The sequence below is a fragment of the Cognatishimia sp. MH4019 genome, assembly GCF_020177595.1.
Lineage (GTDB): Bacteria > Pseudomonadota > Alphaproteobacteria > Rhodobacterales > Rhodobacteraceae > JAHTBL01.
This window is the reverse complement of the sequence record NZ_JAHTBL010000005.1, coordinates 60,057-86,571: the sequence shown is the minus strand read 5'-3', so window position 1 is coordinate 86,571 and position 26,515 is coordinate 60,057. Positions and strand designations below refer to the sequence as shown.

The 26,515-nt window shown below is 60.0% G+C and carries 26 protein-coding genes; 14 read left to right on the top strand and 12 right to left on the bottom strand.

Features of this window, described 5'->3' with window-relative positions; genetic code table 11:
* Nucleotides 1–166: 166 nt before the first annotated feature.
* On the bottom strand, nucleotides 167–367 hold the full coding sequence (locus tag KUW67_RS10395) for a Flp family type IVb pilin (protein ID WP_224825237.1): 201 nt from the start codon (nucleotides 365–367) through the stop codon (nucleotides 167–169).
* A 358-nt stretch (nucleotides 368–725) separates the two neighbouring features.
* Here KUW67_RS10395 and KUW67_RS10390 point away from each other — a divergent pair, with 358 nt between their 5' ends.
* Entirely contained in the window at nucleotides 726–1,538 is an 813-nt protein-coding gene (locus KUW67_RS10390) for a lytic transglycosylase domain-containing protein (RefSeq protein WP_224825236.1), read from the top strand.
* A 1-nt stretch (nucleotide 1,539) separates the two neighbouring features.
* The gene (locus KUW67_RS10385; protein WP_224825235.1) at nucleotides 1,540–2,976 is read left to right on the top strand and encodes a UbiA family prenyltransferase; all 1,437 of its coding nucleotides are present in this window, start codon (nucleotides 1,540–1,542) and stop codon (nucleotides 2,974–2,976) included.
* A gap of 48 nt (nucleotides 2,977–3,024) precedes the next feature.
* On the opposite strand, the gene KUW67_RS10380 is transcribed toward KUW67_RS10385, so the two are convergent.
* The 10 genes from KUW67_RS10380 to tldD all read right to left on the bottom strand — a co-directional run bounded on the left by KUW67_RS10380 (nucleotide 3,025) and on the right by tldD (nucleotide 14,791).
* Nucleotides 3,025–3,762 carry an SDR family oxidoreductase gene (locus KUW67_RS10380; RefSeq protein ID WP_224825234.1) on the bottom strand — a complete coding sequence of 246 codons (738 nt, stop codon included), beginning with the start codon at nucleotides 3,760–3,762 and terminating at the stop codon, nucleotides 3,025–3,027.
* Nucleotide 3,763: 1 nt separating this feature from the next.
* The gene (locus KUW67_RS10375) at nucleotides 3,764–5,071 is read right to left on the bottom strand and encodes an FAD-binding oxidoreductase (protein ID WP_224825233.1); all 1,308 of its coding nucleotides are present in this window, start codon (nucleotides 5,069–5,071) and stop codon (nucleotides 3,764–3,766) included.
* Nucleotides 5,055–6,065: a lysylphosphatidylglycerol synthase transmembrane domain-containing protein gene (locus tag KUW67_RS10370; protein ID WP_224825232.1), complete on the bottom strand. Its 1,011-nt coding sequence runs from the start codon at nucleotides 6,063–6,065 to the stop codon at nucleotides 5,055–5,057. The genes KUW67_RS10375 and KUW67_RS10370 overlap by 17 nt, the downstream gene beginning before the upstream one ends.
* 212 nt (nucleotides 6,066–6,277) lie before the next feature.
* Nucleotides 6,278–6,562, bottom strand: a complete 285-nt coding sequence (locus tag KUW67_RS10365; protein ID WP_224825231.1) for a GNAT family N-acetyltransferase — start codon at nucleotides 6,560–6,562, stop codon at nucleotides 6,278–6,280.
* Entirely contained in the window at nucleotides 6,555–7,178 is a 624-nt protein-coding gene (locus tag KUW67_RS10360) for a 3-oxoacid CoA-transferase subunit B (protein WP_224825444.1), read from the bottom strand. The genes KUW67_RS10365 and KUW67_RS10360 overlap by 8 nt, the downstream gene beginning before the upstream one ends.
* On the bottom strand, nucleotides 7,175–7,870 hold the full coding sequence (locus KUW67_RS10355; protein ID WP_224825230.1) for a CoA transferase subunit A: 696 nt from the start codon (nucleotides 7,868–7,870) through the stop codon (nucleotides 7,175–7,177). Before KUW67_RS10355 ends, KUW67_RS10360 begins: the two co-directional genes overlap by 4 nt.
* An 89-nt stretch (nucleotides 7,871–7,959) precedes the next feature.
* Nucleotides 7,960–9,324, bottom strand: a complete 1,365-nt coding sequence (locus KUW67_RS10350; RefSeq protein WP_224825229.1) for a TrkH family potassium uptake protein — start codon at nucleotides 9,322–9,324, stop codon at nucleotides 7,960–7,962.
* A 58-nt stretch (nucleotides 9,325–9,382) separates the two neighbouring features.
* The gene (gene topA / locus KUW67_RS10345; RefSeq protein ID WP_224825228.1) at nucleotides 9,383–11,950 is read right to left on the bottom strand and encodes a type I DNA topoisomerase; all 2,568 of its coding nucleotides are present in this window, start codon (nucleotides 11,948–11,950) and stop codon (nucleotides 9,383–9,385) included.
* Between the two features lie 100 nt (nucleotides 11,951–12,050).
* Nucleotides 12,051–13,196, bottom strand: coding sequence for a DNA-processing protein DprA (dprA, locus tag KUW67_RS10340; protein WP_224825227.1), 1,146 nt, complete (start codon nucleotides 13,194–13,196; stop codon nucleotides 12,051–12,053).
* Between the two features lie 173 nt (nucleotides 13,197–13,369).
* Entirely contained in the window at nucleotides 13,370–14,791 is a 1,422-nt protein-coding gene (gene tldD / locus KUW67_RS10335) for a metalloprotease TldD (protein WP_224825226.1), read from the bottom strand.
* A 196-nt stretch (nucleotides 14,792–14,987) separates the two neighbouring features.
* Between tldD and coxB the strand changes: the two genes are divergently transcribed.
* From coxB to KUW67_RS10275, 12 genes are all read left to right on the top strand, one after another.
* Nucleotides 14,988–15,839 carry a cytochrome c oxidase subunit II gene (coxB, locus tag KUW67_RS10330; RefSeq protein WP_224825225.1) on the top strand — a complete coding sequence of 284 codons (852 nt, stop codon included), beginning with the start codon at nucleotides 14,988–14,990 and terminating at the stop codon, nucleotides 15,837–15,839.
* Nucleotides 15,840–15,887: 48 nt separating this feature from the next.
* On the top strand, nucleotides 15,888–16,823 hold the full coding sequence (gene cyoE / locus KUW67_RS10325) for a heme o synthase (RefSeq protein ID WP_224825224.1): 936 nt from the start codon (nucleotides 15,888–15,890) through the stop codon (nucleotides 16,821–16,823).
* Nucleotides 16,823–17,011: a hypothetical protein gene (locus tag KUW67_RS10320; protein ID WP_224825223.1), complete on the top strand. Its 189-nt coding sequence runs from the start codon at nucleotides 16,823–16,825 to the stop codon at nucleotides 17,009–17,011. The genes cyoE and KUW67_RS10320 overlap by 1 nt, the downstream gene beginning before the upstream one ends.
* 2 nt (nucleotides 17,012–17,013) lie before the next feature.
* Nucleotides 17,014–17,589 carry a cytochrome c oxidase assembly protein gene (locus KUW67_RS10315; protein WP_224825443.1) on the top strand — a complete coding sequence of 192 codons (576 nt, stop codon included), beginning with the start codon at nucleotides 17,014–17,016 and terminating at the stop codon, nucleotides 17,587–17,589.
* 21 nt (nucleotides 17,590–17,610) lie between these two features.
* Nucleotides 17,611–18,414: a cytochrome c oxidase subunit 3 gene (locus tag KUW67_RS10310; RefSeq protein WP_224825222.1), complete on the top strand. Its 804-nt coding sequence runs from the start codon at nucleotides 17,611–17,613 to the stop codon at nucleotides 18,412–18,414.
* 69 nt (nucleotides 18,415–18,483) lie between these two features.
* Nucleotides 18,484–19,158 (top strand): SURF1 family protein, encoded by a 675-nt coding sequence (locus KUW67_RS10305; protein WP_224825221.1) that lies wholly within the window; start codon nucleotides 18,484–18,486, stop codon nucleotides 19,156–19,158.
* 7 nt (nucleotides 19,159–19,165) lie between these two features.
* Nucleotides 19,166–20,554: a threonine synthase gene (gene thrC, locus KUW67_RS10300; RefSeq protein WP_224825220.1), complete on the top strand. Its 1,389-nt coding sequence runs from the start codon at nucleotides 19,166–19,168 to the stop codon at nucleotides 20,552–20,554.
* Entirely contained in the window at nucleotides 20,551–21,813 is a 1,263-nt protein-coding gene (locus tag KUW67_RS10295) for a pitrilysin family protein (protein WP_224825219.1), read from the top strand. Before thrC ends, KUW67_RS10295 begins: the two co-directional genes overlap by 4 nt.
* On the top strand, nucleotides 21,813–22,397 hold the full coding sequence (locus KUW67_RS10290) for a GNAT family N-acetyltransferase (protein WP_224825218.1): 585 nt from the start codon (nucleotides 21,813–21,815) through the stop codon (nucleotides 22,395–22,397). The genes KUW67_RS10295 and KUW67_RS10290 overlap by 1 nt, the downstream gene beginning before the upstream one ends.
* Before the next feature lie 92 nt (nucleotides 22,398–22,489).
* Complete coding sequence (locus tag KUW67_RS10285) at nucleotides 22,490–23,500, top strand: hypothetical protein (protein ID WP_224825217.1); 1,011 nt, start codon at nucleotides 22,490–22,492, stop codon at nucleotides 23,498–23,500.
* Between the two features lie 123 nt (nucleotides 23,501–23,623).
* Entirely contained in the window at nucleotides 23,624–24,448 is an 825-nt protein-coding gene (locus tag KUW67_RS10280) for an MBL fold metallo-hydrolase (protein ID WP_224825216.1), read from the top strand.
* A gap of 37 nt (nucleotides 24,449–24,485) precedes the next feature.
* Nucleotides 24,486–25,901, top strand: a complete 1,416-nt coding sequence (locus KUW67_RS10275) for an FAD-binding oxidoreductase (protein WP_224825215.1) — start codon at nucleotides 24,486–24,488, stop codon at nucleotides 25,899–25,901.
* A 76-nt stretch (nucleotides 25,902–25,977) separates the two neighbouring features.
* Here the strand turns inward: KUW67_RS10275 and KUW67_RS10270 are convergent, their stop codons facing one another.
* Nucleotides 25,978–26,508, bottom strand: a complete 531-nt coding sequence (locus KUW67_RS10270) for an adenine phosphoribosyltransferase (protein ID WP_224825214.1) — start codon at nucleotides 26,506–26,508, stop codon at nucleotides 25,978–25,980.
* Between the last annotated feature and the right edge of the window lie 7 nt (nucleotides 26,509–26,515).

Genomic DNA, 26,515 nt, shown 5'->3' with positions numbered 1-26,515 from the left:
ATCAGCCAGTCAAAAGAGAAGCCGCGCTTTGATGAGGAAAGCAGTTTTCGAAGATACACCATGGCACGTGTCACTTGGGAAATGTCTTTTGGTCACTGTCGGAAACGAAAAAAGCCGCCCATCAATGATGGACGGCTTTTTTTGGCTGATCTCAGCCATACGTCGATTAGTTGACGACGTATTTGGAAACCGTAGCGGTCGCCAGCTCTTGGCTGATTTTCTTGGTCAGCGTCATGGACGACTTACCAACAGCGTTGAGAACGGCAATACCCAGGCCAACAACAGCGGCGGTCAGCACGACCCAGTCCACAGTCACAGCACCGTCTTCGTCTTGCTCAAAACGCTTCCAAAGCTTAAACATTTCCATTTTCAAGTCCCTCCAAAGGATGTTCGCATTTCATGTTAACCGCCTCGGATCTTCTCGGGCCGGCCTCTTGTTTGGCTCGATCCCCGACTTGGTATGCCGCTATATAGCCCCCCGAATGGGGCAAGACTTAGGCACCATTCGTTCCATTTTTGGTCTGCCTGAAAAAAGATACAAAAATCTTTTAACTTTTTGAAATCGTTTAAAAAGTTTTCTTGTTTTTTTGCTTTGCGTCGGGTTTTTCGTTTCCGTCAGCGCGCCATTCGAAGCTGTCCTGCGTCCATTGTTTCAAATTTCTGGTCTTGTGGCCCAATATTTGCGAGTGTTGTCTTAACAAAAAGATAAAGAGGCAGGCATCCGCATGAAGCGGCTGGCAGGTATTTTAAATATATTGGCTATTGTAGCGGCTCAGGGCGTCCTTGCAGAGGAGCCTGAACCCTTTCCCGATTTCACGTTCAAGAAGGTCACGCCCCCGAAAGCGGGGAGCGGCAAACGGATTCGTGTGCAGATCGACACCGCCACCGGTGCGATCAAGGCGCCTGCGCTTGCCGAGGGTGGCAAGACGCCGGCCGCCAAGCCGGTTTACGAATGGTATTGGGCCAAGGTCTCTCCGAAGTTGGAGGACAAGAGCGTGGCCCGTCTTGAGGCTGCCGTTAACCATTTGTCGCAAGCGCCGGGCGGGCAAGGCGTGAACGCGCCGCGCATGCAAGCCATGCAGAACATCGCGCAGACCTATGGCACGGATATTCTGAAAGCGACGATTGGCACCAAAGTGTCGCCGGCTTTGGTTCTTGCGGTGATCGCGGTCGAGTCGGCTGGCAAAAAAGATGCGGTCAGCAGCGCGGGCGCTGTGGGGTTGATGCAATTGATGCCTGCCACGGCAGAGCGGTTCGGTGTGACGGACCGCACGATCCCCGGCGCGAATATTCAAGGCGGGGTCGCCTATCTGGACCAGCTGATGAGCGATTTCGACAATGATGCAATCTTCGTGCTGGCCAGCTACAACGCGGGCGAAAACGCGGTGCGCAAACATGGCGGCGTGCCGCCTTTCAACGAGACGCGCGCCTATGTGCCAAAGGTTCTGGCGGCCTGGACCGTCGCGCGGGGCCTGTGCATCACGCCGCCCGAACTGGTCAGCGATGGCTGCGTCTTCGCGATCCAGGGAGCAGGGTAGAATGGCCGAAGCCAAGCCGCTGGTGCTGGATGTCGACGGGACATTCTTGCGCACCGATATGTTGTTTGAGTGTTTCTGGGCGGGGTTGGGACGCGATCCGTTGCGGGTCCTGCGCATCGCGATAACGCAGTTTCGCGACCCCGCACGGTTGAAACGCTCATTGGCGGAGGTGGCCGAGATCCGCACGGATTTGCTGCCGGTTCAGCCCGAGATGAAGAAACTGGCAGACGAGTCCATTGCCGCAGGGCGGCCTGTGATCTTGGCCTCGGCCTCGGATGAAAGCCAGGTGCGTCGGTTGGCGGCGGATCATGGGATGTCCGATCAGGTCTTCGCCTCGGACGGCGACGTTAACCTTAAAGCCCACGCGAAAGCCGAGGCATTGGTCGCGACTTACGGCGAAAAGGGCTTTGACTACGCGGGTAATGAGGCGGCGGATCTGGCCGTCTGGGAACATGCGGAAAATGCGCTGATCGTCGGGCAGGACGCATCATTGGCGCGCAAGCTGACGGCTGAGGGGCATAGCGTTACCGAATATACTGACGGCTGGGCGATGCGCGATCTGATCCGCGCGTTGCGACCGCATCAATGGGTCAAGAACGTGCTGCTGCTTTTGCCGATGCTGGCCGCGCATACGTTCGAGGTCGCGCCGCTGTTGCTGGTGCTGCTGGGAATGGCGTCCTTTTCGGCCGCAGCGTCGACTATATATATAGTGAACGATTTGCTGGATCTGGAAGCGGATCGGTTACACCCCAAAAAGAAGAACCGCCCCTTTGCGAGCGGGGCTGTTCCGATCCGGATTGGCATGATCGCAACGGCGGCGATGGGCGCGATTGCGCTGGGTATCGGCGCTTTACTGGGACCCGCGTTTTTGGGTGTGGTGATCCTCTATATGATCCTGTCGCTGGCCTATTCGTTGAAGCTCAAGCGGATGCGCTGGGTCGATATCGCGACGCTGGCGGGGCTTTATACCTTGCGCGTGGTGGCTGGGGCTGCGGCGTCTCAGGTCGTGGCGTCGGGCTTCATGCTGGTGTTCATTTTCCCGATCTTCATCACGCTGGGCTGTGTGAAGCGGATGACAGAGCTGACATTGGCCACCTCGGATGAACGCTTGCCCGGACGCGGTTATGCGCGGACGGATCGTGGTGATCTGCTGAACGTGAGCGGGTTGGGCATGGTTGGCGCGTTGCTCATCTTCTTTCTCTATTCGATGAGCGAGCAGGCTCAGACGCTGTATCCGGATCGCTGGCTGTTATGGGTCGCATTGCTGCCGATTGCGTGGTGGATGTTCCGCATGATCCGGCTGGGATATTTCGGCAAGCAGGATTACGACCCAATTGTCTTTGCATTGAAGGACAAGCGCGGGTTGGGGATTTTGATGATTACGCTGTCGCTGATGTTTTACGCGGCAGGGTTGTTGCCGCAGTGGTTTGGGTTTTAGGGCAACAAAGGGAGGCGCCCGACGATGCTGGGTGCCACCAGAACTCTGTTAGATCGACAGCTTCTTGAAGATAGGTTCGGGCACCGAGCGGATGATCAGCATGATGTAGCGCCAGAAGAAGGGCGTATAGATCACGTTCTTCTTCTTGCGCACCGCTTTCAGCAAATCGCCTGCCACCTGATCGGGGGAGGCGACGAGGAACATCCCCTCAATCCCCCAAGTCATCGCGGTGTCGACAAAACCCGGCTTCACGGTCACCACATGCCCGCCTGAGCGGGTCAGGCGGTTGCGCAGGCCCGACAGATAGGTGTGAAAACCTGCCTTGGCTGCGCCATAGACGTAGTTGCCCACGCGCCCGCGATCTCCGGCGACGGAGCCGACGCCGACAACAGTACCGCCTCCGCGCTCTTCCATCATTGGGGCCAGCATTTGCAGGAACCGTGCGGGGCCGGTGAAGCTGTCGGTGACGGTGCCGTCGATAAGGGACGGATCGGCGTCGATATCGGCCTGATCGGGCATGGAGCCGACGAAGACAGCGGCGTTCAGCATGCCTTCCTCTGCGCCCATCGCGTCGATGATTGGCGTGAACGTGTCGGGCTTGCGGGCATCAAATAGCACTGCGTGCGCATTCGCTGCACCGCGCGCTTTGCAATCGCCCGCGCTGGCTTCCAGATCGGCCATATCGCGGCCTGCCAGATAAAGCGTTGCGCCCTCTTCGGCCAGTTTGCGCGCGAAGGCCCGCGCCATGGAGGACGTGGCCCCCAGGATGATCCATGTGTCGGTCATATCAAGCGCTCCTCAGCTCAAGGCGGCGGGTCATATCGGTTTCAAGCGCGCCTTCGGGGTCGGCTTTCTTGACGACTTTCAGCCAGTCTTTCCACTCGGGATACATGGCTTTCATCCGGTTTGGACGGGCAAGGGCGTCTTTGGCGAGGTAAAGGCGGCCACCGGCTTCTTCGGTCATCTCTTCGAGCTTCGAGATCAGCAGTTGCGCGGCCGAGCGGTTCGGGAAATCGACGGCGAGCGTATAGCCCTCCATCGGGAAAGAGAGGTATCCGGCGCGGCCCGGCCCCATCCGTTTGAGCACGGCCAGCGGCGAGGCGAGGCCGGAATTGGCGATCATCTCAAGCATCTCGCGCAGGGCCGGGGCTTTGGCGATGGGAACGACGCATTGAAACTGGTGGAAGCCGCGTTTGCCGTAAAGCTTGTTCCAGTCGTGGATGCGATCCAGCGGGAAGAAGAAATCGTTGATTGGCTTGACGCTGGTACGCCCGTGATCGGGGACACGGCGGTAATAGGCATTGTTGAAGGCTTTGACGATGGGTTTGCTCAGCGCGAAATGCGGCGCGTTGAACGGCACTTTTTTCGAGGCTTTCTGCTTGGGCAGCAGCCCCGCGCCTGTCTCGCCTTCCTCAAGGATACCACGACCAAGGGCATCGCCTTTGGCGGTCGCGTCGATCCAGCCGACAGTGTAGGTGGCTTTGCTGTCATCCAGCACTTGCAGGAATTCATCCCATCCATCGACACGGCGTTCGGTGACCATCATCACGTCGCCCTTGCAGGCAATCATCTGCAGCGTCGCGCGGACGATGACGCCGGTCTGGCCAAGCCCGCCAATGGTGGCTTTCCAGAGGCCTGCGTTTTTCGGGGTGATCGTCACCTCTTTGCCGTTCTGGTTCAGCACGATTTGCGTGACGTGCTGGCCGAAGCTGCCCAGCCCGTGGTGGTTCTTGCCATGCACATCATTGGCGATGCAGCCGCCGACGGTTGCGAAACCGGTGCCGGGCATGACGGCAGGTAGCCAGCCTTGGGGTGCGTATAGCCGCGAGATTTCACCGACTTGCAGGCCTGCCTCAACCTCGATCAGGCCGGTTTTTTCATCAAAAGACAGCACGCGGTCCATGCGCGTCATGTCGATCACGCGACCGTCGTCATTCAGGCAAGCGTCGCCGTAGCTGCGGCAATTGCCGATGGCGGGCGCAGGGCTGTCTTTCATCAGCGCCGCCAGCGCCGAGGCGCGTTCGGGGCGCGCAATATCGCCCGTGGCGGTCAGGGCGCGGCCCCAGCCGGTGTAGCTTTCAGTTTTCCAACGCATGTCGGGTCCTCAGTGAATAACGCTCGGCAACAGGGAAAATGGCGAGGCCAATGCCGATGGCGAACCAAAGTGTAGTCAGACGAATGACGGCCGTGGCGGGGATTGAAACCTCAAGCGGGACGCCTTCGAGTGTGAGCAGGGCAACCATCGCGGCCTCGGCCCCGCCGACGCCTCCGGGCGCGCCGGTCAGGCCGCCTGCGAGGGTCGAGAACACGAAGATTGCGACGGCTTTCCAAAAGCCGATATCAACGCCCATCCACATCAGCAGAAGGTGGAACGCGTAGCCTTCGGCGAGCCAGCCGATAATGCCGAGGCCAGCGGCCAGCGCCAGAACGGTGGGGTTTGTGAATTTCGACAGGCTGCGGGCGGCGACGCGCAGGCGGCCCATCAGGCGGGGGAAAAGGCCGGTGGCCTTGTAGCTGTAGGTGACGACCGCTTTGAACAGCGTGGGGCGCGTGACGATGACAGCGGCGGCGAATGCAAGCACCGTGACGGGCAGAGCGAAGGCGATGCCGCCAGCGGAGAGCGCCAGCGCGACGCCAAGGATCACGGCCATCGCCGCAAGGTCCGATGCGCGATCCACCAGCACCAACGGCGCTGTGCGCTCAAACGCCCAACCGGTTTCGCGTTTCAGCCAACGCATGCGGATCAACTCGCCGACGCGGCCGGGGGTTACGCTCATCGCGAAGCCGCCGAGGAAATGGCGGATGTCTTGCCAGAGCCCCGTGGGCAGGCCAAGGCGGCGGGCAAAGATGTGCCATCGCAGGCCGCGAAAGAGATAGTTGACGAGGGACAGGGCCAGCAGGACGCCAACCTCCCACGTGGTCAGCTTCATCAATTGCGCTTTGGTCTCTTCCCAACCGGTTGCTGCGGCAAGGCCAATCAGGCCGAACAGCATCAGCGCGAAGAGCCCGCCAAGGATCGCAACATCCCGCCAGCGCCGCGCTTGGGGCGCGGGGGCGGAGAGGTCTTGGGATGGGTTTGTACTGCTCATTGTCATTGCCCTGCCATTTAGAGACAGAATAGGGCAAGAATATGATGCTGTTTCGATTTTCTGAACAATAATTGGCGAGCTTTTCGCAACTGCTGCGCGCGCCTATCATGCATTCGGGAGGTTGACGTCCCTGACTTGATCCGGGACCTCCTTTTCTGGGCCAGAGGCCCCGGATCAGGTCCGGGGCGCGCTGTCCAATAGCTTAGGGTAAATTACACGTTAAAGACGTCTGCCCACTCTGGATGCTTGCGGCGTTGGGCGTTCACAAATGGGCATAGCGGGACGATCTTGACGCCCTCGGCGCGCGCATCCGCCACGAGCCGTTCGACCAGTTGCAGACCAACGCCCTGGCCTTTCCACTCCTCCGGCACGCCGGTGTGGTCGGCAATGATCAGGGTGGGCGAGGAGATGGAGTAGGTCAGCTCCGCCTCCAGCCCGTCTTTTGCGAGCACGTAGCGGCCTTTGGAGCCGCTGACGTCGCGCGCGATGTCAGACAATGGTGGCTTCCGTTGCGGCGCGCAGCTCATCCTCAGTCACGCCGTCCGCGGTCTCGACGATCTTCAGACCGCCCTCGACCACATCCAGAACGCCCAGATTGGTGATGATCCGGTCCACGACGTTTTTGCCAGTCAGCGGCAAGGTGCATTCTTTCAGCAACTTGCTGTCACCATGCTTGTTGGTGTGGTCCATCACGACGATCACGCGGCCGACGCCTGCGACCAGATCCATCGCGCCGCCCATGCCTTTGACCAGCTTGCCGGGGATCATCCAGTTGGCCAGATCGCCGTTTTCGGCCACTTCCATGGCGCCCAGAATGGCCGCCGCGATTTTGCCGCCGCGGATCATGCCGAAGCTTTGCGCGCTGTCGAAATAGGCGGTGCGGGGCAGCTCAGTAATGGTCTGCTTGCCTGCGTTGATCAGGTCCGGGTCCTCGTCGCCTTCCAAGGGGAAGGGACCCATGCCGAGCATGCCATTTTCCGATTGCAGGGTGATGTCCTTGTCGCCGACATAGTTGGCGACCAACGTCGGGATGCCGATGCCAAGGTTCACATACCAGCCGTCTTCCAGCTCGTCCGCCGCGCGGGCGGCCATTTGATTGCGGTCCCACATTATGCTGTCCTCACGGTGCGTTGCTCGATGCGTTTTTCGTGCTCGCCTTGGATGATGCGGTGCACGTAGATGCCGGGCAGGTGAATATGATCGGGGTCAAGCGAGCCTGTCGGCACGATCTCTTCAACCTCGACCACGCAAACCTTGCCGCACATCGCAGCGGGCGGGTTGAAGTTGCGGGCCGTCTTGCGGAAGATCAGATTGCCTGTCTCGTCGGCTTTCCAGGCCTTCACGATGGAGAGGTCGGCGAAGATGCCCTCCTCCATGATGTAGGTCTCGCCGTTGAAATCCTTGTGGTCCTTGCCCTCGGCAATCACGGTGCCGACGCCGGTCTTGGTATAAAAACCGGGGATGCCGCAGCCCCCCGCGCGCATGCGCTCGGCCAAAGTGCCCTGGGGGTTAAATTCAAGCTCCAACTCGCCCGAGAGATACTGGCGCATGAATTCGGCGTTCTCACCAACATAGGACGACATCATCTTCTTGATCTGCTTGGTGTCGAGCAGCTTGCCCAGACCAAAGCCGTCAACACCGCAATTGTTCGACGCGATGGTGATGTCTTTCACCCCGCTTTCGACCAGTGCGTCAATCAGCAATTCGGGTATGCCACACAGGCCAAAGCCGCCCGCTGCGATCAGCATGCCGTCGTCCAGCAGCCCCTCCAGCGCCTTGTCGGCAGAGTCATAAATCTTCTTCATCAAACGCCCCTCATCCTTGCGTGGCCCACTTTGTGACGACGCGTAAGGAGAGAGTCAACGAATATGCCGCAGTGCGGCAGACCTCTGGTTCAGACGACCACGTCATTGTCCCGCTCTTCCTCGCGGGATTCGTCATGGGCGGCCAGTGCGATACCGAATGTCAGGATGCCGACACGGCCTGCAATCATCAAAACGATGATGATAATCTTACCCAAGGGGCTGAGATCGCCGGTCAGTCCCATGGACAGCCCGACCGTGCCGAGGGCCGAGATGACCTCGAACATGACGGTCTCAAAGGCGGCGGCGGGTTCGGTCATGAGCAGCAGGAACATCGCGATGGCGAGAAGCGCCATGTAGTAGGTCAGCGATGCGGTCGCGGTTTGCAACTTGTCCGCAGGCACGCGGCGCTTGAAAAACCGCACCTCGTCGCGCCCTTTGAGCGAAGAGCGCACAAGCCCGACCAGCACGGCAAAGGACGTTGTTTTCAATCCGCCACCCGTCCCCGCAGGTGATGCGCCGATGATCATCAGAACGAAGATAACCATGATGACCGACAAGGAGAGCGCCCCAATCGGGTAGGTGTTGAAGCCCACGGTGGTCGTGGCGGTCATCGTTTGAAAGAAGGCTGTCAACAGCCGCTCTGACGGGGGCAGGTCCCGAAAGCCCGGCTCGATTATGAACAAGAGCAACGTTCCGAAGAACAGGAACATCAGCGTCATGCGCAGAATGATCTTGCTGGTAAAGCCGAGATATTGCTTGCGACCAAAGAGGTTACGCCAGAAATCGACGATAATCAGGAAGCCCATCGCGCCCAGCAGGCTGAGGGCCGAAATGACAAGGACGACGCCCGTGTCACCGCGAAACGCCTCAAGCGAGGTCGAGAAAAGGCTGAAGCCTGCGGTGCAAAAAGCCGAAACGGCGTGGAAGATCGCCGCCCATGCAGCATTTTCGACCCCTTGGGCGCTAAAAAGGGCATAGAGCGCGAGCGCGCCGATGGCCTCGCAGGTCAGCGTGAAAATGATGACAGAGCGCACGAAAAGCCCGGCGCGTACATTTTCGGGAAGATTGAACGCGGCGCGGGTGGTTTTCTCACGCACACGGCTGAGGCGGTTCTGGATCGTCAGCAGCGCGAAGGATCCGACGGTCATGTAGCCAAGCCCGCCGATCTGGATCAGCAGCAGGATGACCAACTCTCCGAAAAAGGTGAAGTTGCCGCCGGGATCGACCGTGACAAGCCCCGTGGTCGAGACCGCAGAGGTTGCAATGAAAAGCGCATCAAGGGCCGCAACCGCCTGTTCTTGCGCGACCGGCAGGCTAAGCAGCGCCCAGCCGATGGCGATATACGAACAATAGCCCAAAAGCAGGAGCTTTGCCGGTTGAACGGTGCCCAGAGCGTGACGCAGGCGTGCCATGACGCGGCGCGAAGAACTGGACTTGGTCGCTTTGGCTGACATCACGATGATCCCTTACCCAAACCGCTCAACGCGATTTGCGACCGGAAGTTCCTCTATGTCAGGCCTTTTTCTTGGCCGGGGCTTTCTTCTTGGCTGCGGGTTTGCGCCGCGTGCCTTTCTTGGCCGCTTTCTCGGCGATTAACTCGACGGCCATCTCCATCGTGACGGCGTCAGGTTCGGTGCCTTTGGGGATAGTCGCGTTGACCTTTTCCCATTTCACGTAAGGCCCGTATTTGCCTTCCATGATGTTGACCGGCCCGCCATCATCAGGATGCTCGCCCAACTCGCGAATGGGCTTGGCGGCGACACCGCGCCCACCCCGGCTTGCGACCTTCTCGGCCAGCAATTGCACGGCGCGGTTCATGCCGACCGTGAACACCTCATCCAGGCTTTCCAGATTGGCGTTGGTGCCACCGCGTTCTGACGTGCTGGCAGCGTGCTTCAGATAGGGCCCATAGCGGCCGATATTAGCCCAGACCATCACGCCATCTTCCGGATGCGGCCCGATCTCGCGGGGCAGCGACAGCAGCTTGAGCGCTGTTTCCAGCTCGACCTCTGCGGGCGGCCATTCCTTGGGGATCGATTGGCGTGGGGGCTTCTTGTTCTCGTCTGTCACCTCGCCGCGCTGCACATAGGGCCCGAACCGGCCTTTGAAGGCGTAGATCTTGTCGCCTGCATCCTCGCCAAGTAGCTTGCCTTCAGGCGGAATGCCGGTGTCGTCTTCCTTGCCGGGCGGGCCGAAGGCGCGGGTGTATTTGCATTCGGGATAGTTAGAGCAGCCGATAAACGCTCCGCCCGACCGTGCCGTGCGCATACTAAGCCGACCGGTGCCGCAATTAGGGCAAAGGCGGGGATCACCACCCTCTTCGGTGGGCGGGAACAGATGCGGCTCCAGCACCTCGTTGATCTTCTCAAGCACCTCGGTGATGCGCAGATCGGCGGTTTCCTCAATCGCGGCGGAAAAATCGCGCCAGAACTTGGCAAGCACATCCTTGTAGTCGGCATCCCCGGCGGACACATGATCCAGCTGCGCCTCAAGGTCGGCGGTGAAATCATAGCCCACATATTTGCGGAAGTAATTCGACAGGAAGGCTGTCACCAGCCGCCCTTTATCTTCTGGAATCAGGCGGTTCTTGTCCTTCCGGACATATTCGCGATCCTGGATTGTGGTGACAATCGACGCATAGGTCGAGGGGCGGCCGATGCCCAGCTCTTCCATCTTCTTGACCAACGTCGCCTCGGTGTAGCGGGGCGGGGGCTGGGTGAAGTGCTGCTCGGGCGTGATTGACAGTTTCGCGGCCTTTTCGCCTTCGGCCAGCTGTGGCAAGCGCTTGTCGTCATCATCCACGACATCATCGTCGCGGCCTTCCTCATAGACCTTCAGAAAGCCATCGAACAGCACGACCTGACCGGTCGCGCGCAGCTCCACCTGGCCATCGGCACTGCCTATATCAACGGTCGTGCGCTCCATCCGGGCGGCTTCCATCTGGCTGGCAAGCGTGCGCTTCCAGATCAGATCATAGAGCTTGCGCTGATCAGGTTCCGACACTTTCAGCTCGGCCGCCGAGACGGTCATATCCGTGGGGCGAATACACTCATGCGCTTCCTGCGCGTTCTTGGCCTTGTTCTTGTAAATGCGCGGCTTTTCCGGGACGTAATCCTTGCCGTAGCGATCCCCGATCGCGTCGCGCGCCGCGGACACGGCTTCGGGGGCCATGTCGATGCCGTCGGTTCGCATATAGGTGATGTAGCCGGCCTCATAGAGGCGCTGGGCGGTGCTCATGGTTTGCCGCGCGCCGAAGCCGAACTTGCGACTAGCCTCTTGCTGCAGGGTCGAGGTCATGAAGGGCGCGGACGGGTTGCGGTTTGCCGGTTTCGCCTCGACCCGCTGGATCGTCAGATCGCGGCTGTCGACCGCTTTGACGGCCAACTCAGCGGCAGTCTCATTCGCGATGTCATATTTATCGAGTTTCTTGCCGCCCAGAACCGTTAGGCGCGCATCAAAGGTCTGGCCCCGGGCCGAGGTCAGCTGGGCTTTGACCGACCAGTATTCGCGGGCATTGAACGCCTCGATCTCCATCTCGCGCTCAACGATCAGGCGCAGGCAGACCGACTGCACACGGCCCGCGGATTTGGAGCCGGGCAGCTTGCGCCACAGCACCGGAGACAGGTTGAAGCCGACCAGATAATCCAGCGCACGTCGGGCCAGATAGGCCTCCACCAGTTCCATATCGACCTGGCGCGGATTTTGCATCGCCTCGGTCACGGCCGTTTTGGTGATCGCGTTGAATACCACCCGGCTGACGGGGGTGTCTTTCTTGATCGACTTGCGCTTGGTCAGCGCTTCTTGCAGGTGCCAGCTGATCGCCTCACCCTCGCGATCCGGGTCCGTGGCAAGGATCAGTTCGGGGTCGTCGGCAAGGGCGTCGGCAATCGCTTTGACGTGCTTTTTGCTATCGCTCGCGATCTCCCATTTCATGTCAAACTCATGGTCAGGGTCGACCGATCCGTCTTTCGGGGGCAGGTCGCGGACGTGACCATAAGAGGCCAGAACGGTATAGTTGGACCCCAAATAAGTGTTGATTGTCTTGGCCTTAGCAGGCGATTCAACGACGACAACGGGCATGAACTTCCTCACGACTCAACAGGGGGGTATTGGACGCGCAAGATGTGGGGTTGGATTGAGGGATGTCAATCGGACTTGGTGATGGCGTGACAGTGGGGGTCTATTTTGCCGCTTCTGTCCGGGCCAGAAGGCCGCCCGCTTGGCGCTCAATCAAGCCGCTCATTTCCATGTCCACCAGCACGGGCGCGACGGTCTGCGCGGGTTTTGCCATGTCGCGGATCAACTGGTCTTCGGCGACCGGGGACGGGCCGATGCGAGCAAGGATTTCTGAGTGAAGCGCTGCAGTGTCGCGCAAGCTGCGTGCGTCGGCGGGCAGAGGATTGGGCGCTTCCAGTGGCAGTTCTGGGGCCGCAGGACGCGCCAGTGCTTCGATGACGTCGTTTGCCCCGCGCACAAGAGTTGCGCCATCGCGGATCAGCATGTTGCAGCCCGACGCACGGGCGTCAAACGGATGACCCGGCACGGCGAACACGTCGCGCCCTTGATCCAGCGCGTTGCGCGCCGTGATCAGGCTGCCCGATTTGGCTGCGGCCTCGACCACGACGACCGCTTGCGACAGGCCCGAGATGATCCGATTGCGCCGGGGAAAGTGACGCGCGATGGGCTGCAACCCCATCGGTTGCTCGGAAATACGCAAGCCCTTGCGCGCAATCTCTTGCGCCAATTCGCTGTTCTCGGCGGGATAAAGTACATCGACACCGCCTGCGAGAACAGCAATCGTGCCGCTTTCCAATGCCGCATGATGGGCCGCGGTATCGACACCCCGTGCCAGACCAGAGGCGATGACATAGCCGTCCTCGCCCAGATGACGGGAGAGTGATTTGGCCATACGAGTGCCTAAAGAAGAGGCATTGCGCGCGCCGACCAAGGCGATGGTGGTTTTGTTCAGGAGCCCAAGATTGCCCAATGCCCAAAAAACGGGCGGAGGATCGGGGATATCGCAAAGCGCCTTAGGGTATTCAGGCGTGCCGTAGCGTACCAAGGTCGCCCCCGCGCGCCGACCTGCGGCCAGTTCGGCCTGAACGACGCCTTCGGGGCAGACCTGATAACTTTGAACGCCTGCGGCCTTGGCCACGTCCGGCAAAACCTCAAGGGCGGCCTCGGCGGTCCCGTGTTCTTTCAAAAGTCGGAAAAAGGTGGTCACACCAACGCGGCGTGAGCGCAAGAGGCGGAGCCACGCAACCAGTGTATCTTCCGTGGTGGGTGGGAGTGGGGGGTGAAAGGAAGAAAGGTGTTCTTCGGTCATCCGTCGCTCCGTCTCTTGCAGAATCAGGTATAGCCGCAGGTCGGTTAACAAGGCGTAAACCGCCGCGAACTCTCGACTCGCCTTTCGCTTTTCCCAAATATCCCCGCCGGAGGCCGCGCGGGTTTGCAAAGCAAATCCGCGCGCGGCGACTGCGAAGCAGGCGCAAAACCTCTTTAGGCGGCGGACCCACCGACAGTCAGACCGCCGATCATCAGCGTGGGCTGGCCCACGCCAACCGGCACCCATTGGCCGGCTTTGCCGCAATTGCCGATACCGGGATCCAGCGCCATGTCATTGCCGATCGCTCTGATCTGGCGCAGCGCGGTCGCCCCGTCACCGATCAGCGTGGCCCCTTTCACCGGCGCGCCGACCTTGCCGTTCTTCACGCGGTAGGCCTCGGTGCACGAAAACACGAACTTGCCGTTGGTGATATCGACCTGACCGCCGCCAAAGCCCACCGCATAGATGCCATCTTTGAGATCTGCCACGATATCCTCGGGCGCGGACTCACCGCCCAGCATATAGGTGTTGGTCATGCGCGGCATCGGCGCATGGGCATAGCTTTCGCGCCGCCCGTTGCCGGTGGGGGTCACGCCCATCAGGCGGGCGTTTTGGCGGTCCTGCATGTAGCCGACCAGCACGCCATCTTCGATCAGGACGTTCTTGGCAGAGGGCGTGCCTTCGTCGTCAATCGTGATGGAGCCGCGGCGATCCGGGATCGTGCCATCATCCAGAACCGTCACGCCTTTCGCAGCGACTTGTTGGCCCATGAGACCGGCAAAAGCAGAGGAGCCTTTGCGGTTGAAATCCCCTTCCAGCCCGTGCCCTACGGCTTCGTGGAGCACTATGCCGGGCCAACCGGGGCCAAGGACCACGTCCATAACGCCCGCAGGCGCAGGCTCGGCCTTCAGGTTGACCAGTGCGATGCGCAGCGCCTCGCGGATCGCGGGCTGCCAGTGGCCGGGTTCCATCAGGCGGGCCAGACCGTCGCGACCACCCGAGCCGGTGCCGCCGCTTTCGCGGCGTCCATCCTGTTCGACAATCACGGACACATTGAGACGCGACATCGGACGCGCATCGCGCACGCGCGTGCCGTCGGGGCGCATGATCTCAATTTCCTGCATGGACGCGCCCAGCGAGGCAGAGACTTGCACCACACGCTGATCCAGCCCGCGGGCGAAGGCGTCGATCTCGCGCAGAAGGTCGATCTTCACGGGAAACTCAAACGCCTCCATCGGATTGTCATCACCATAGAGCTTTTGATTCGTGGCAACCGGCCCCGCGGCGAGCGTGCCGCCGCCATCGCCGACCGCCAGACGGGTTGTGCCAACCGCGCGCATCAAGGCGCTTTCGCTGATTTCGGAGGAATGTGCGTAGCCCGCAACCTCGCCCCGCACGGCGCGCAGACCGAATCCTTCAGAGGCGTCGTAGCTGGCCGTTTTGACCCGCCCGTCATCAAACGAGATCATTTCCGAGCGTCGACGCTCCAGAAAAAGTTCTCCGTCATCGGCACCTGCTGTGGCCTCGCGCAAGGTAGACAAGGCTGTGTCGGCGTCCAAATAGGTTTCAAACGGGCGAAAAACGTCTGTTGGCATAGGGTGTCCTTATTATTTGGCGCGCGCCGAGAAACTTGATCCAGATCAAAAAAGCGTCCGTTTGCCGCAAGGGACAATCTTGTTCTGCCCCCTAGAATATGGTTCACAGAGCGCTGAATACAACGGGATTCCGCCTCCCGCAGGAGGCCTCCGTCACGATGGGTGAACCACACCCGCAACCGATGGGAATACATACATGCGATTGATGACGAAACTCGCCGGTCTGGCCGGTTTTCTGACAGCGGGCGCCGCCCAGGCGCAGGACGCGCTGCAAGACCTCGAAGTGATCGGGCAGCCGATTGACCGTGGCATCGGCTTTCAGCCTGCTGCGACCGAGCTGGCCCGCGACCTGCAATGGCTCGACGGCATGATCTTGGTGATCATCACGATCATCACGCTTTTTGTGACGGCTTTGCTGGTCATCGTGATGGTACGCTACAACCGCCGCACCAACCCGACGCCTGCCACGTTCACCCACCATTCCGCGCTTGAGGTGACATGGACCGTTGTGCCGATTGTCATCTTGATGTTCATCGGCGCGTTCTCTTTGCCGGTGCTGTTCAAGCAGCAGGAAATTCCAGAGGCAGACATCACGATCAAGGTCACCGGATACCAGTGGTATTGGGGCTATGAATATGTCGATCATGACTTCGCCTTCGACAGCTTCATGCTGCAGCGCGAAGAGCTGGCAGACTACGGCTATGAGGATCAGGCCTTCCTGCTAGCAACGGATACCGCTGTTGTCGTCCCTGTGGGTAAGACGGTTGTGATGCAGGTGACTGGGGCGGATGTTATCCATTCGTGGACGATCCCCGCCTTTGGCGTGAAGCAGGACGCCGTGCCGGGCCGCCTGGCTGAGCTGTGGTTCGCAGCTGAGAAAGAGGGCGTTTACTTCGGCCAGTGTTCCGAGCTTTGCGGTAAGGACCATGCCTATATGCCGATCACCGTCAAAGTGGTCAGCGAAGAGGTCTATGCCGAATGGCTGGACGGCGCGATTGAAGAATATGCCGGGACGCCACGCAGCATTGACGTGGCTTTGGCTGAGTAAATCTGGATGGGGCAGGGCCGACCTGCCCCCTTTCGCTAAGGGAGCGATATGAGCGACACGAGCATCAACAAGCCAGAGACCGGAGAGGCGCAGTTCAGCGACTTCTTCGCGCTGCTCAAGCCCCGTGTGATGTCACTGGTGATCTTCACCGCATTGGTGGGCCTTCTGGTCGCGCCGGGCTCGATCCATCCGTTTATTGCCTTTTGCGGCATTCTGTTTGTCGCCATCGGGGCAGGCGCTTCGGGCGCGCTGAATATGTGGTGGGATGCGGATATCGACCGTATCATGCGCCGCACGCAAAAGCGGCCTATTCCCGCGGGGAAGGTCACGCCGAATGATGCGCTGGCTGTGGGGTTGGCGCTGTCTGGTTTTTCGGTTGTCTTGCTATGGCTGGCAACGAACGCGTTGGCCGCTGGGCTGCTGGCCTTCACGATCTTCTTTTATGCTGTCGTCTATTCGATGTGGTTGAAACGCTCGACCCCGCAAAACATCGTGATCGGTGGCGCTGCAGGCGCGTTCCCTCCGATGATCGGCTGGGCGATTGTCACCGGTGACGTTTCGCTGGAATCGGTGCTGATGTTCGCGATCATCTTCATGTGGACGCCGCCGCATTTCTGGGCCTTGGCGCTGTTTATGAAGTCCGATTACGACGATGCGGGCGTGCCGATGTTGACCGTCACCCATGGCCGTCGCACCACGCGCAACCATCTGCTGGTCTACACGCTGTTGCTGGCCCCGGTCGCGGTGGGTCTTGGCTTTACGGCCATTGCCGGGCCGATCTATCTGACAATCGCGATTGCGCTGAACGCATGGTTCATCAAAGGCGCGTTCGAAATCTGGCGCCGGGATGAAGCGCAGGCCGAAGCCGATCACTATAAGACCGAGAAAGCGTTCTTTAAGTTTTCGCTGCTTTATCTGTTCCTGCATTTCGGGGCGCTGCTGGTGAAACCGGCGCTTGCACCCTTCGGAATGGGAGGCTGGTAATGGCGTTTTCGAAAGATCACGAATTGCATACCCGCCGCTTTGGGCGGAACGTCTCATTGGCCGTCGTGTTGGTCGCGTTGATCGGCATCGTGTTCGGCCTGACCGTTGTCAAAGTCACCACGGGGCAGCCGCTTGAAGGCTTCGATCATGTGGCCCGCCCCCATATGATCCCGCAGGAGGGCAACTGATGCTGGGACTGGAAGGCAAACAAAAGACACTCGCCCAGACTGTGGGCGTCGTGGTGCTGATGGGCGGGCTCGCCTGGGCCTCTGTCCCGCTTTACGATTGGTTCTGCCGGGTCACAGGCTATGGCGGGGCGACCAATGTGGCAGAAAGCGGCAGCGACACGATCCTGGATCAGACCATCAAGATCCGCTTTGACGCATCGCTCGAGCGTGACATGCCGTGGGAATTCAAGCCCGTGCAACGCGAGATGGAAGTGCGGATCGGAGAGACCGGTCTGGCCTTTTACGAGGCCTATAACCCCACAGATCGCCCCGTAGCAGGCTCTGCCGCCTATAACGTGGCACCTTACGCTGCGGGTGCTTTCTTCAGCAAGATCCAGTGTTTCTGCTTTGAGGAACAAATCCTGCAACCCGGAGAGCGCGTGACGATGCCCGTCACCTTCTTCGTGGACCCCGAAATCGTCGATGACCGTGAAGCGAAATTCGCCAAGCACATCACGCTCTCATATACATTCTACGAAATTGACCTCCCCGAGGACACAGCTCAGCTGACGGTCCCCTCGGACGGGGCCGTGAACTAATCAAGGACCAGGGAACAGACCATGGCACATGCTAAGAACCACGATTACCACATCCTGAACCCCTCAGCGTGGCCGCTGATTGCGTCAGTTGGGGCCTTCGTCATGCTCTTCGGGGCTGTTTTGTGGATGCACGGCTCTGGCCCGTGGATGTTCCTGATGGGCTTTGTCGCTGTGCTTTACGTCATGTTCGGCTGGTGGTCGGACGTGGTGACTGAAAGCCAACAGGGCGATCATACGCCTGCGGTGCGCATCGGCCTGCGCTACGGTTTCATCCTGTTTGTGATGTCCGAGGTCATGTTCTTTGCGGCATGGTTTTGGTCGTTCTTCAAGCACGCGCTTTATCCGATGGACGAATATATCGGCTCCACCTATGTGGCGCCTGAGTTCTATCAGGTCGATGCCTTCCACCTGCCGCTGATCAACACGTTGGTGCTGCTCCTGTCGGGCTGTGCCGTCACTTGGGCGCATCACGCGCTGGTGCATAACGAAAGCCGCAAGGATGTTGAGTGGGGCCTGCTGATCGGTGTCTTGCTGGGTATCTTCTTTACCTTCCTGCAAGCCTATGAGTACCGCTATCTGCTGGTCGAGCAGGACTGGACCTTTGGTGGCGACAAGTTCTTCTCGAACTTCTTCATGGCGACGGGCTTCCATGGCCTTCACGTCATCATCGGGACGATCTTCCTGTTCGTGTGTTACCTGCGGGTGCGCAAGGGGCATTTCACCGCTGAAAAGCACGTGGGCTTTGAAGCGGCCGCCTGGTACTGGCACTTCGTCGATGTGGTCTGGTTGTTCCTGTTCGCAGCCGTCTATATCTGGGGCATATAAGCCTCTCACCGACGATACATTTTCAAAGGCGCGGAGGCTCAGCTTCCGCGCTTTTCACTTGGGGACATCATGACGGCTCGTCTTATCTTTCCATTGCTGCTGGGCTTTATCGGTGCGGCCATTCTGGTGTCGCTCGGTGTGTGGCAGATGCAGCGGCTGGAGTGGAAACAGGGCGTTTTGGCGGAGATCGACGCGCAGATCAGCGGTCCTGCGATTGCGCTGCCGATCGACGCAGACCCAGAGGCGGATCGCTATGCACCAGTTGAACTTACCGGGACGATTGGGCGGCCCGAAATTCCGGTGCTGGTGTCGGTCAAGCGGGTCGGCCCCGGCTATCGTCTGATTGTCCCGTTCGAGACCCAAGGGCGCCGCGTCCTGCTGGATCAGGGCTTTATCCCGCTGGATGCCAAAGACGCTGCCCGGCCGACCGGAGAGGTCACGATCCGCGGCAATCTGCACTGGCCTGACGAGATCGACAGCTACACGCCCGATAATGATCTGGACGCCAATATTTGGTTCTCACGTGACGTGCCGACATTGGCGGAAGCGCTGGACACCGAACCGCTTTTGGTGATTGCGGCGACGCAAACGGACCCCTCTGTGACGCCCTTGCCGGTAGACAGCAGCGCGATCCCGAACGATCACCTGAACTATGCGATTACGTGGTTTTCGCTGGCTGTCGTCTGGTTGGGGATGACAGCGTTTCTTGTCTCGCGTATCAGGCGGACGACGACGAAAGGCTAAGACGACAATGCGCTATATTTCGACCCGCGGCACCGCGCCTGTTTTAAGCTTTGAGGAGGCGATGCTGACCGGTCTGGCCCGCGATGGCGGCCTTTACGTGCCAGAGGAAATCCCGACGATCAGTGCGGCTGATATCAAGGCGCTGCGCGGCCTGTCCTATGAAGAGGTCGCCTACCGCATCATGCGGCCTTTCATCGGCGACACGTTCACCGATGCGGAGTTCACCGACATCATCGCCCGCTCCTATGCGGGCTTCGGCCATGATGCCCGCGCACCTTTGGTGCAGATCGGGCAGAACCACTATCTGCTAGAGCTGTTCCACGGGCCGACGCTGGCCTTCAAAGACTTCGCGATGCAGCTGATCGGTCAGCTCTTTGAGGCGGCTTTGACCCGCTCGGGCGAGCGTGTGACGATTGTGGGCGCGACGTCGGGCGATACCGGATCGGCGGCGATTGAAGCGTTTCGTGGGCTGGATGCGGTGGATGTGTTCATCCTGTTTCCCAAGGGCCGGGTCTCCGAAGTGCAGCGCCGCCAGATGACGACGCCGTCGGAAGCCAACGTGCATGCGTTGGCAGTTGAGGGCGACTTTGACACCTGTCAGGCCGCCGTGAAGGACATGTTCAACGATTTCGACTTCCGCGATGGGGTGCGACTGGCGGGTGTAAACTCGATCAACTGGGCGCGGGTGCTGGCGCAGGTTGTTTATTATTTCACCTCTGCTGTGAGCCTTGGCGCGCCGGATCGCGCGATCAGCTTCACCGTGCCGACGGGTAATTTCGGCGATATCTTCGCAGGCTATATCGCGCGGCGCATGGGGCTGCCGATTGAAAAGCTTGTGGTTGCTACGAACCAGAACGACATTCTGGATCGCTGCCTGAAAACCGGTGTTTACAAAACAGAAGGGGTGACGCCCTCGATCAGCCCGTCGATGGATATTCAAGTGTCGTCCAACTTTGAACGCGCGCTGTTCGATGCCTATGGGCGCGATGGTGCGGCTGTGAAAGCGCAGATGGATGAGTTGAAGGAAACCGGTCAGTTCACGGTCTCTCAAGGTGCGTTGGAAAGCCTACGCGAGACGTTTGCGTCGGGGCGGGCTTCGGAAGAGGAAACATCGGCCACGATCACGCGGGCGCATAAGACGATGAACGAAATCCTGTGTCCGCACAGCGCCATCGGAGTGCATGTGGCCGAGGCGCATCTGAGTGCCACGCCGATGATCACGCTGGCCACAGCGCATCCGGCAAAATTCCCCGACGCTGTGGAAGCCGCCATGGGCGCACGGCCCCCCTTGCCCAGCCGCATGGCAGACCTTTATGACCGGTCGGAACGGATGACCGAAGTGGCCGGAGGTCTGCCGGAAATCCAGTCGATCATCAGGGACCGGATCAAAGCGTGACAGTCGAGATACACACACTCTCCAACGGGTTTCGCATCGTGACCGAACAGATGCCGGGGCTGCAATCGGCATCCATCGGGGTTTGGGTCAATGCGGGTGGCCGCCATGAGCGGATTGAACAGAACGGCATTGCCCATTTCCTCGAGCATATGGCGTTCAAGGGAACCGAACGGCGCACGCCTTTGCAGATCGCCGAGGAAATCGAGGATGTCGGCGGCTACATCAACGCCTACACTTCGCGCGAGATGACGGCCTATTACGCCCGCGTTCTGGCCAATGACGTGCCGCTGGCGCTGGATGTGATCGCGGATATCCTGCTGAACCCCGTCTTTGACGAGGCCGAGATCGAGGTTGAGCGCGGCGTGATCCTGCAAGAGATCGGACAGGCGCTGGATACGCCGGACGATATCGTGTTCGACTGGCTGCAAGAGGTCGCCTATCCCGAACAACCTCTTGGCCGCACGATCCTTGGGCCAAGCGAACGGGTGCGCAGCTTTGGCCGTGCTGATCTGTCGGGCTTTGTGGCCGAGCATTACGGACCGAACCAGATGATCTTGGCCGCTGCGGGCGCGGTCGATCACGCGAGCCTTGTGGCGGAGGCTGAAAAGCTGTTCGGGCATCTTGAAGCGGTGGCGGAGTTCACACCCCAAGCCGCGGCCTTTACAGGCGGCGAACGGCGCGAGGTCAAGGACCTTGAGCAAGTGCATTTCGCGCTGGCCCTTGAAGGGCCGGATTACCGCGATCCGGCGATTTATACCGCGCAAATTTTCGCGACCGCTTTTGGCGGCGGTATGTCCTCCAGGCTATTTCAAGAAGTGCGCGAGAAGCGCGGGCTCTGCTACACGATCTTTGCGCAGGCGGGCGCTTACGCCGACACCGGCTTAACCACGATCTATGCGGGCACCAGCGCCGACCAGATTGGGGAACTGGCCCATATCACCATGGACGAGTTGAAGCGGGCTGCCGATGACATGTCCCCCGAAGAGGTGGGCCGGGCCCGCGCGCAGATGAAAGCAGGCATGTTGATGGGTCTTGAAAGCCCGTCCGCGCGCGCCGAACGTCTGGCGCGGATGGTGTCGATCTGGGGCAGGGTACCCGAACTGGAGGAGATCGTGGCCCGCGTGGATGCGGTCACGACAGGCGATGTCAAAGACTACGCAGCGCATCTGGCACGGAACGCGGGTTCGGCTTTGGCGCTTTACGGTCCGGTGGATCAGGCGCCGAGCTTGGAGGCTCTGCGCGAACGGCTGGCAGCCTGATGCTGATACGGCGGCGCAAGGTTCGGATCGAGACAGAGCGCTTGACGCTGCGCCCGCCGACCCATGCAGATTTCAGGTTCTGGACCGCTTTGCGCAGTGAAAGCCGCACCTTTCTGGCCCCGTGGGAGCCAAGCTGGGCGGATGATCATCTGTCCCGCAAGTCCTTCACAAATAGGGTCTATTGGGCGCAACGCTCGGTTGCCAGCGGCTCTGCCGTGCCGCTGTTTTTGATCCGGCGCGAGGATGAAACGCTGCTGGGCGCGATCACTCTGGATAACGTGCGTCGCGGGCCTGCTCAGGCGGGCACGCTTGGATATTGGGTCGGTGCCGCGCATGCGCGGCAGGGTTATATGCGCGAGGCTATTCAGGCGGTGGTGCATTATGGGTTTACCCAGCTGGATCTGAGTCGGATCGAAGCGGCGTGCTTGCCCGAAAACAGGGCCTCGCGCGGGGTGCTTGAGAAATGCGGCTTCAAATATGAAGGCGTCGCGCAAAGCTATCTGCAGATCAATGGACGCTGGCGGAACCATGTTCTTTACGCGAACTTGCGCGGGGATCGGCGCGGGAAAACTGACGCGGGCTAGGCGTATCCTCGCTAAATCTACGTGAAAATGCTGACGCTGTCATATGTGCAGATAACGGGCGTGATACGCTGCCTCAACCTTTGGAGGCACAGATGGCACGCACAATTTTCAAGATAGGCGGGGCGACCGGCTTTCTAGCGGCGCGGTTTCAAAAGGGCTTTTTCGGCACCCGCGAGTTAACCACATCTGAAGGCGAGACGGTCCGCCTGCCCAAGCACGGTTCGGTCCGCCAGATCGTGAGCGACGGCGATACGGTGAACGTGTCGTCTGACGCGAACTTCCCGATCCGGTTTCTGGGGATTGATACGCCGGAAAGCAGTCTGATCTCACCCCAGACAGGCCAGTTCATCGCGACGGATTCCGAGATATTTCAACGGCTCTTGGCGGATCCGTTTGGATCTGACTTCGACGCGATCGAGGGGCTTGATCCGCGCCTGCAAGCCTATCTGGAGGACAAAGCCGGGCCAGAGGCCGCCGAAACCCACAAAACCTATGCGGAGGCGGCGGAAGACGCGTTGGAGGCGCTTATTCTGAACGATCAGTCGGCTTTGCAGAGCGAGAAGTTTTTCCTCGCCTTTGCCTATGATGCGCTGGACGGGTTCGGGCGTTTGCTTGCCTTTGTGCATCCCAATCAGCCTGACACTCCGCGCGCAGAGCGGCTGCCAAGCTATAACGCGCGATTGCTGGAGACGGGGTTAGCGGCGCCCTACTTCATCTTCCCGAATGTCGATCCGTTTCGGACGCGCGGATCGCCGGTAGAGGCTGCGGCCATGGCGGAAAACCCGCAGATCATACTGGACAATGCGCCCAGCCTGCGGGCCGCGCGGGAGGCGCTGCGAGCGTCACGAGACGCGGAGCGAGGGGTCTTTGATCCCGCAAAGCCAATTGGGTTTGAGGCGTTCGAGTTTCGCTTTCTTGCAAGGCGATCAGTGCCGTCGCGTTGGGTGATGGATCTGTCTGGCGACGCTGCGCGGTTGATCCCTCCGCAGCGCTATTTCGAGATTGAAAACCTCGAGGATCGGCTCTTTGTGCCGTCCGAGTTTGTCCCGCTTTTTGCTGCCGCCGGATGGGAAATCGAAGGCGACGTGATGGAGATGGTTTGAAACCGGATAAACCGTCTGTTTTTTGGGCAAACGCGATGGGTTGCGTTTTTGCGGGTTGCCTCCGGCGCAAATTTCGGGACGGCGGGGGCCTCTGAGCTATCTTCACGCCCAGGAGGTGCTGCCATGATCCGACTGACCTTTGCCTTGATCCTGATCGCCAGTGCGGCTACGGCGCAAGATCGCAGGCCGAGCCATTGCATCGCTTTGGCGGATGCGACGGATGGTTTGGAATATGTCCAACTGGCCAGCTTTACCGATCCGGTGGCGGCGTTTTCAGTGCGGCTGCGCTATGTCGATCACGCGACGTTTCTGATCCAGACGCCCGGCGGGCACTCTATTGCGACGGACTATGCTGGCTTTTTGGGGGCGACGACTTTCCTGCCAGAGGTCGTCACGATGAATATCGCCCATGAGACCCACTGGACTGCGTTTCCCGATCCTGCAATTCCCCATGTCCTGGAGGGGTGGGGCACGGCAGAGGCACCGCGTGATCACTATCTGGAGCTTTCGGATGTGCTGGTGCGCAATGTCCATACGGATATTCGCAGCCGGTTCGACGGTGAGCCGCGGGTGAATGGCAATTCGATCTTCGTCTTCGAGGTCGAGGGGCTTTGCATTGCCCATCTGGGGCATCTGCACCACGAGCCCGATGTGGGGCAATATGCGGCTTTGGGGCGGATTGATGTGGTGATGGTGCCGGTCGATGGCGGCTTTACCATGGACCAATCCGCGATGATCAATGTGCTGCAACGACTGCGCTCGTCTGTGGTGATCCCGATGCACTGGTTCGGACAAAGCAATCTGGAGCGCTTTCTGGACGGCATGGCCGCCGAATTTGCGATTGATCGGCGGGAGGGTTCATCTTTGGAGGTGTCTCTACGCAGCTTGCCGGACCGGCCTACGGTGGTTGTTCTGCAGCCCGAGTGGCTGGCGGATGCGCGCGAGTGACTTGGCAACTCGGTCTGCGCGTGCTTGATAGCTGTCTATGACCTTGACCCCCGTTTCAAAGGCCCTTGAGGCCGAATTACGTGCAGCTCTCCCCGAAGCTGCGTTTCGCGAGCTGACCCCTGCCTATCTGGAAGAGCCGCGCGGGCGGTATACAGGGGATGGCGGGCTGCTGGTCGCCCCTGCCTCTGCCGAGGAGGTGTCGGTTGTTGTGAAAGCGGCCAACGCGCACCGGGTCGGGATCGTGCCTTACGGCGGCGGAACCGGATTGGTGGGCGGTCAGGTCGCCCCCGATGGTCCGGCACCAATCATCCTGTCGATGGAGCGGATGAAAGCCGTCAGATCTATGCATCCGTTGGAAAACGTGATGATCGTCGAGGCAGGTGCAATTTTGGCCGATGTGCAGGCCGCGGCCGAAGAGGTGGGCCGGTTGTTTCCGCTCTCGCTGGCCTCGGAAGGATCAGCACGGATCGGTGGAATTCTTGCGACAAATGCGGGTGGTGTGAATGTGTTGCGCTACGGCAATGCGCGCGATCTGTGTTTGGGGCTGGAGGCGGTATTGCCTGACGGGACGATCTGGCAGGGGCTGTCACGGTTGCGCAAGGACAACACCGGCTATGATTTGCGCAACTTGCTGATTGGATCGGAAGGCTCGCTTGGGATCATCACCGCAGCGACTTTGAAGCTGTTCCCACGACCCGTGGGCGTGAGTGCGGCCTTGATGGTGGTTGAAGGCCCCGAAGCAGCACTTGAACTGCTGGCTTTGGCCGGTGAGCGGATTGGCAGCGGTGTTTCGGCGTTCGAGTTGATCCACAGGCAGGGCCTGGAGTTCCTGGCCGAGAAGGTGCCAGAAATCCGGCAGCCTTTTGAGGACGCTCCAGACTGGACTGTGCTGATCGATGTCGGAATGCCAGCCGGTCTGGACCCGGCGGAGGCGTTGGAAGGGCTGTTTGAAGTGGCTTTGGAGGCGGAGCTTGTCAGCGATGGTGTGATTGCGCAATCCGAGCAGCAACGCGCAGATTTCTGGTCGATCCGGGAGCATATTCCAGAGGCCAATCGCCGGATTGGGGCGGTGTCATCGCATGATATCTCGGTCCCGATTGGAAAGATCCCCGAGTTCATTGCAAAGGGCGGTCCGGCGCTTGCCGAGATTGGGGCGTTTCGGATCAATTGTTTCGGTCATGTGGGCGACGGAAACCTGCATTACAATGTCTTTCCGATGCCTGGAAAGTCGCGCGCGGACCATGAAAACCAGCGCGATGCGATCAAGCGTTCTGTGCACGATCTGGTGCACGCGATGGGTGGTTCGGTCAGTGCGGAACACGGGATTGGGCGTTTGAAAGTTGCAGATTTAGAGCGCTATGGCGACCCGGCCAAACTGGCAGCAATGCGGGCGATCAAGAATGCGCTGGATCCGAACGGTGTGATGAATCCGGGCGCTATTCTACCTGTTTAGGGTTTGCGCCGCGCTGACGCGCGTCGCTACGCGGGGCTCTGCCCCGCACCCCGGGATATTTTGCAAAAGCGAAGGGTCAGAGCCCGTCGAACTCGCAAAGCGTGTGCACATCGACACCGAGCCCCTCGATACGCTTGCGGCCCCCGAGTTCGGGTAGGTCGATCACAACAGCGACGCCGGTGATCTCGGCTCCGAGCCGTTCGAGCAGTTTGATGCCTGCCTCTGCGGTGCCGCCTGTGGCGAGCAGGTCATCGACGACAAGAACTTTCTCTCCGGGTTGGATGGCGTCGTCATGAATTTCGACAATCGCTTCGCCGTATTCCAGCGTATAATCCTGTGAGATCGTGCGCCCGGGCAACTTGCCTTTCTTGCGGATCGGGACGAAGCCGACAGAGAGCTGGTGCGCGATGGCACCGCCAAGGATGAAGCCGCGCGCCTCAAGGCCAACAACCTTGTCGATGGGCTGGCCCGCATAGGGGTGCAGCAGTTGGTCGATGGCCATGCGGAATCCGCGTGGGTCTGCAAAAAGTGTGGTGACATCGCGGAACATGATCCCCTCATGAGGAAAATCGACGATGGTGCGGATATAGTCTTTGACGGTTTTCATATTGGTT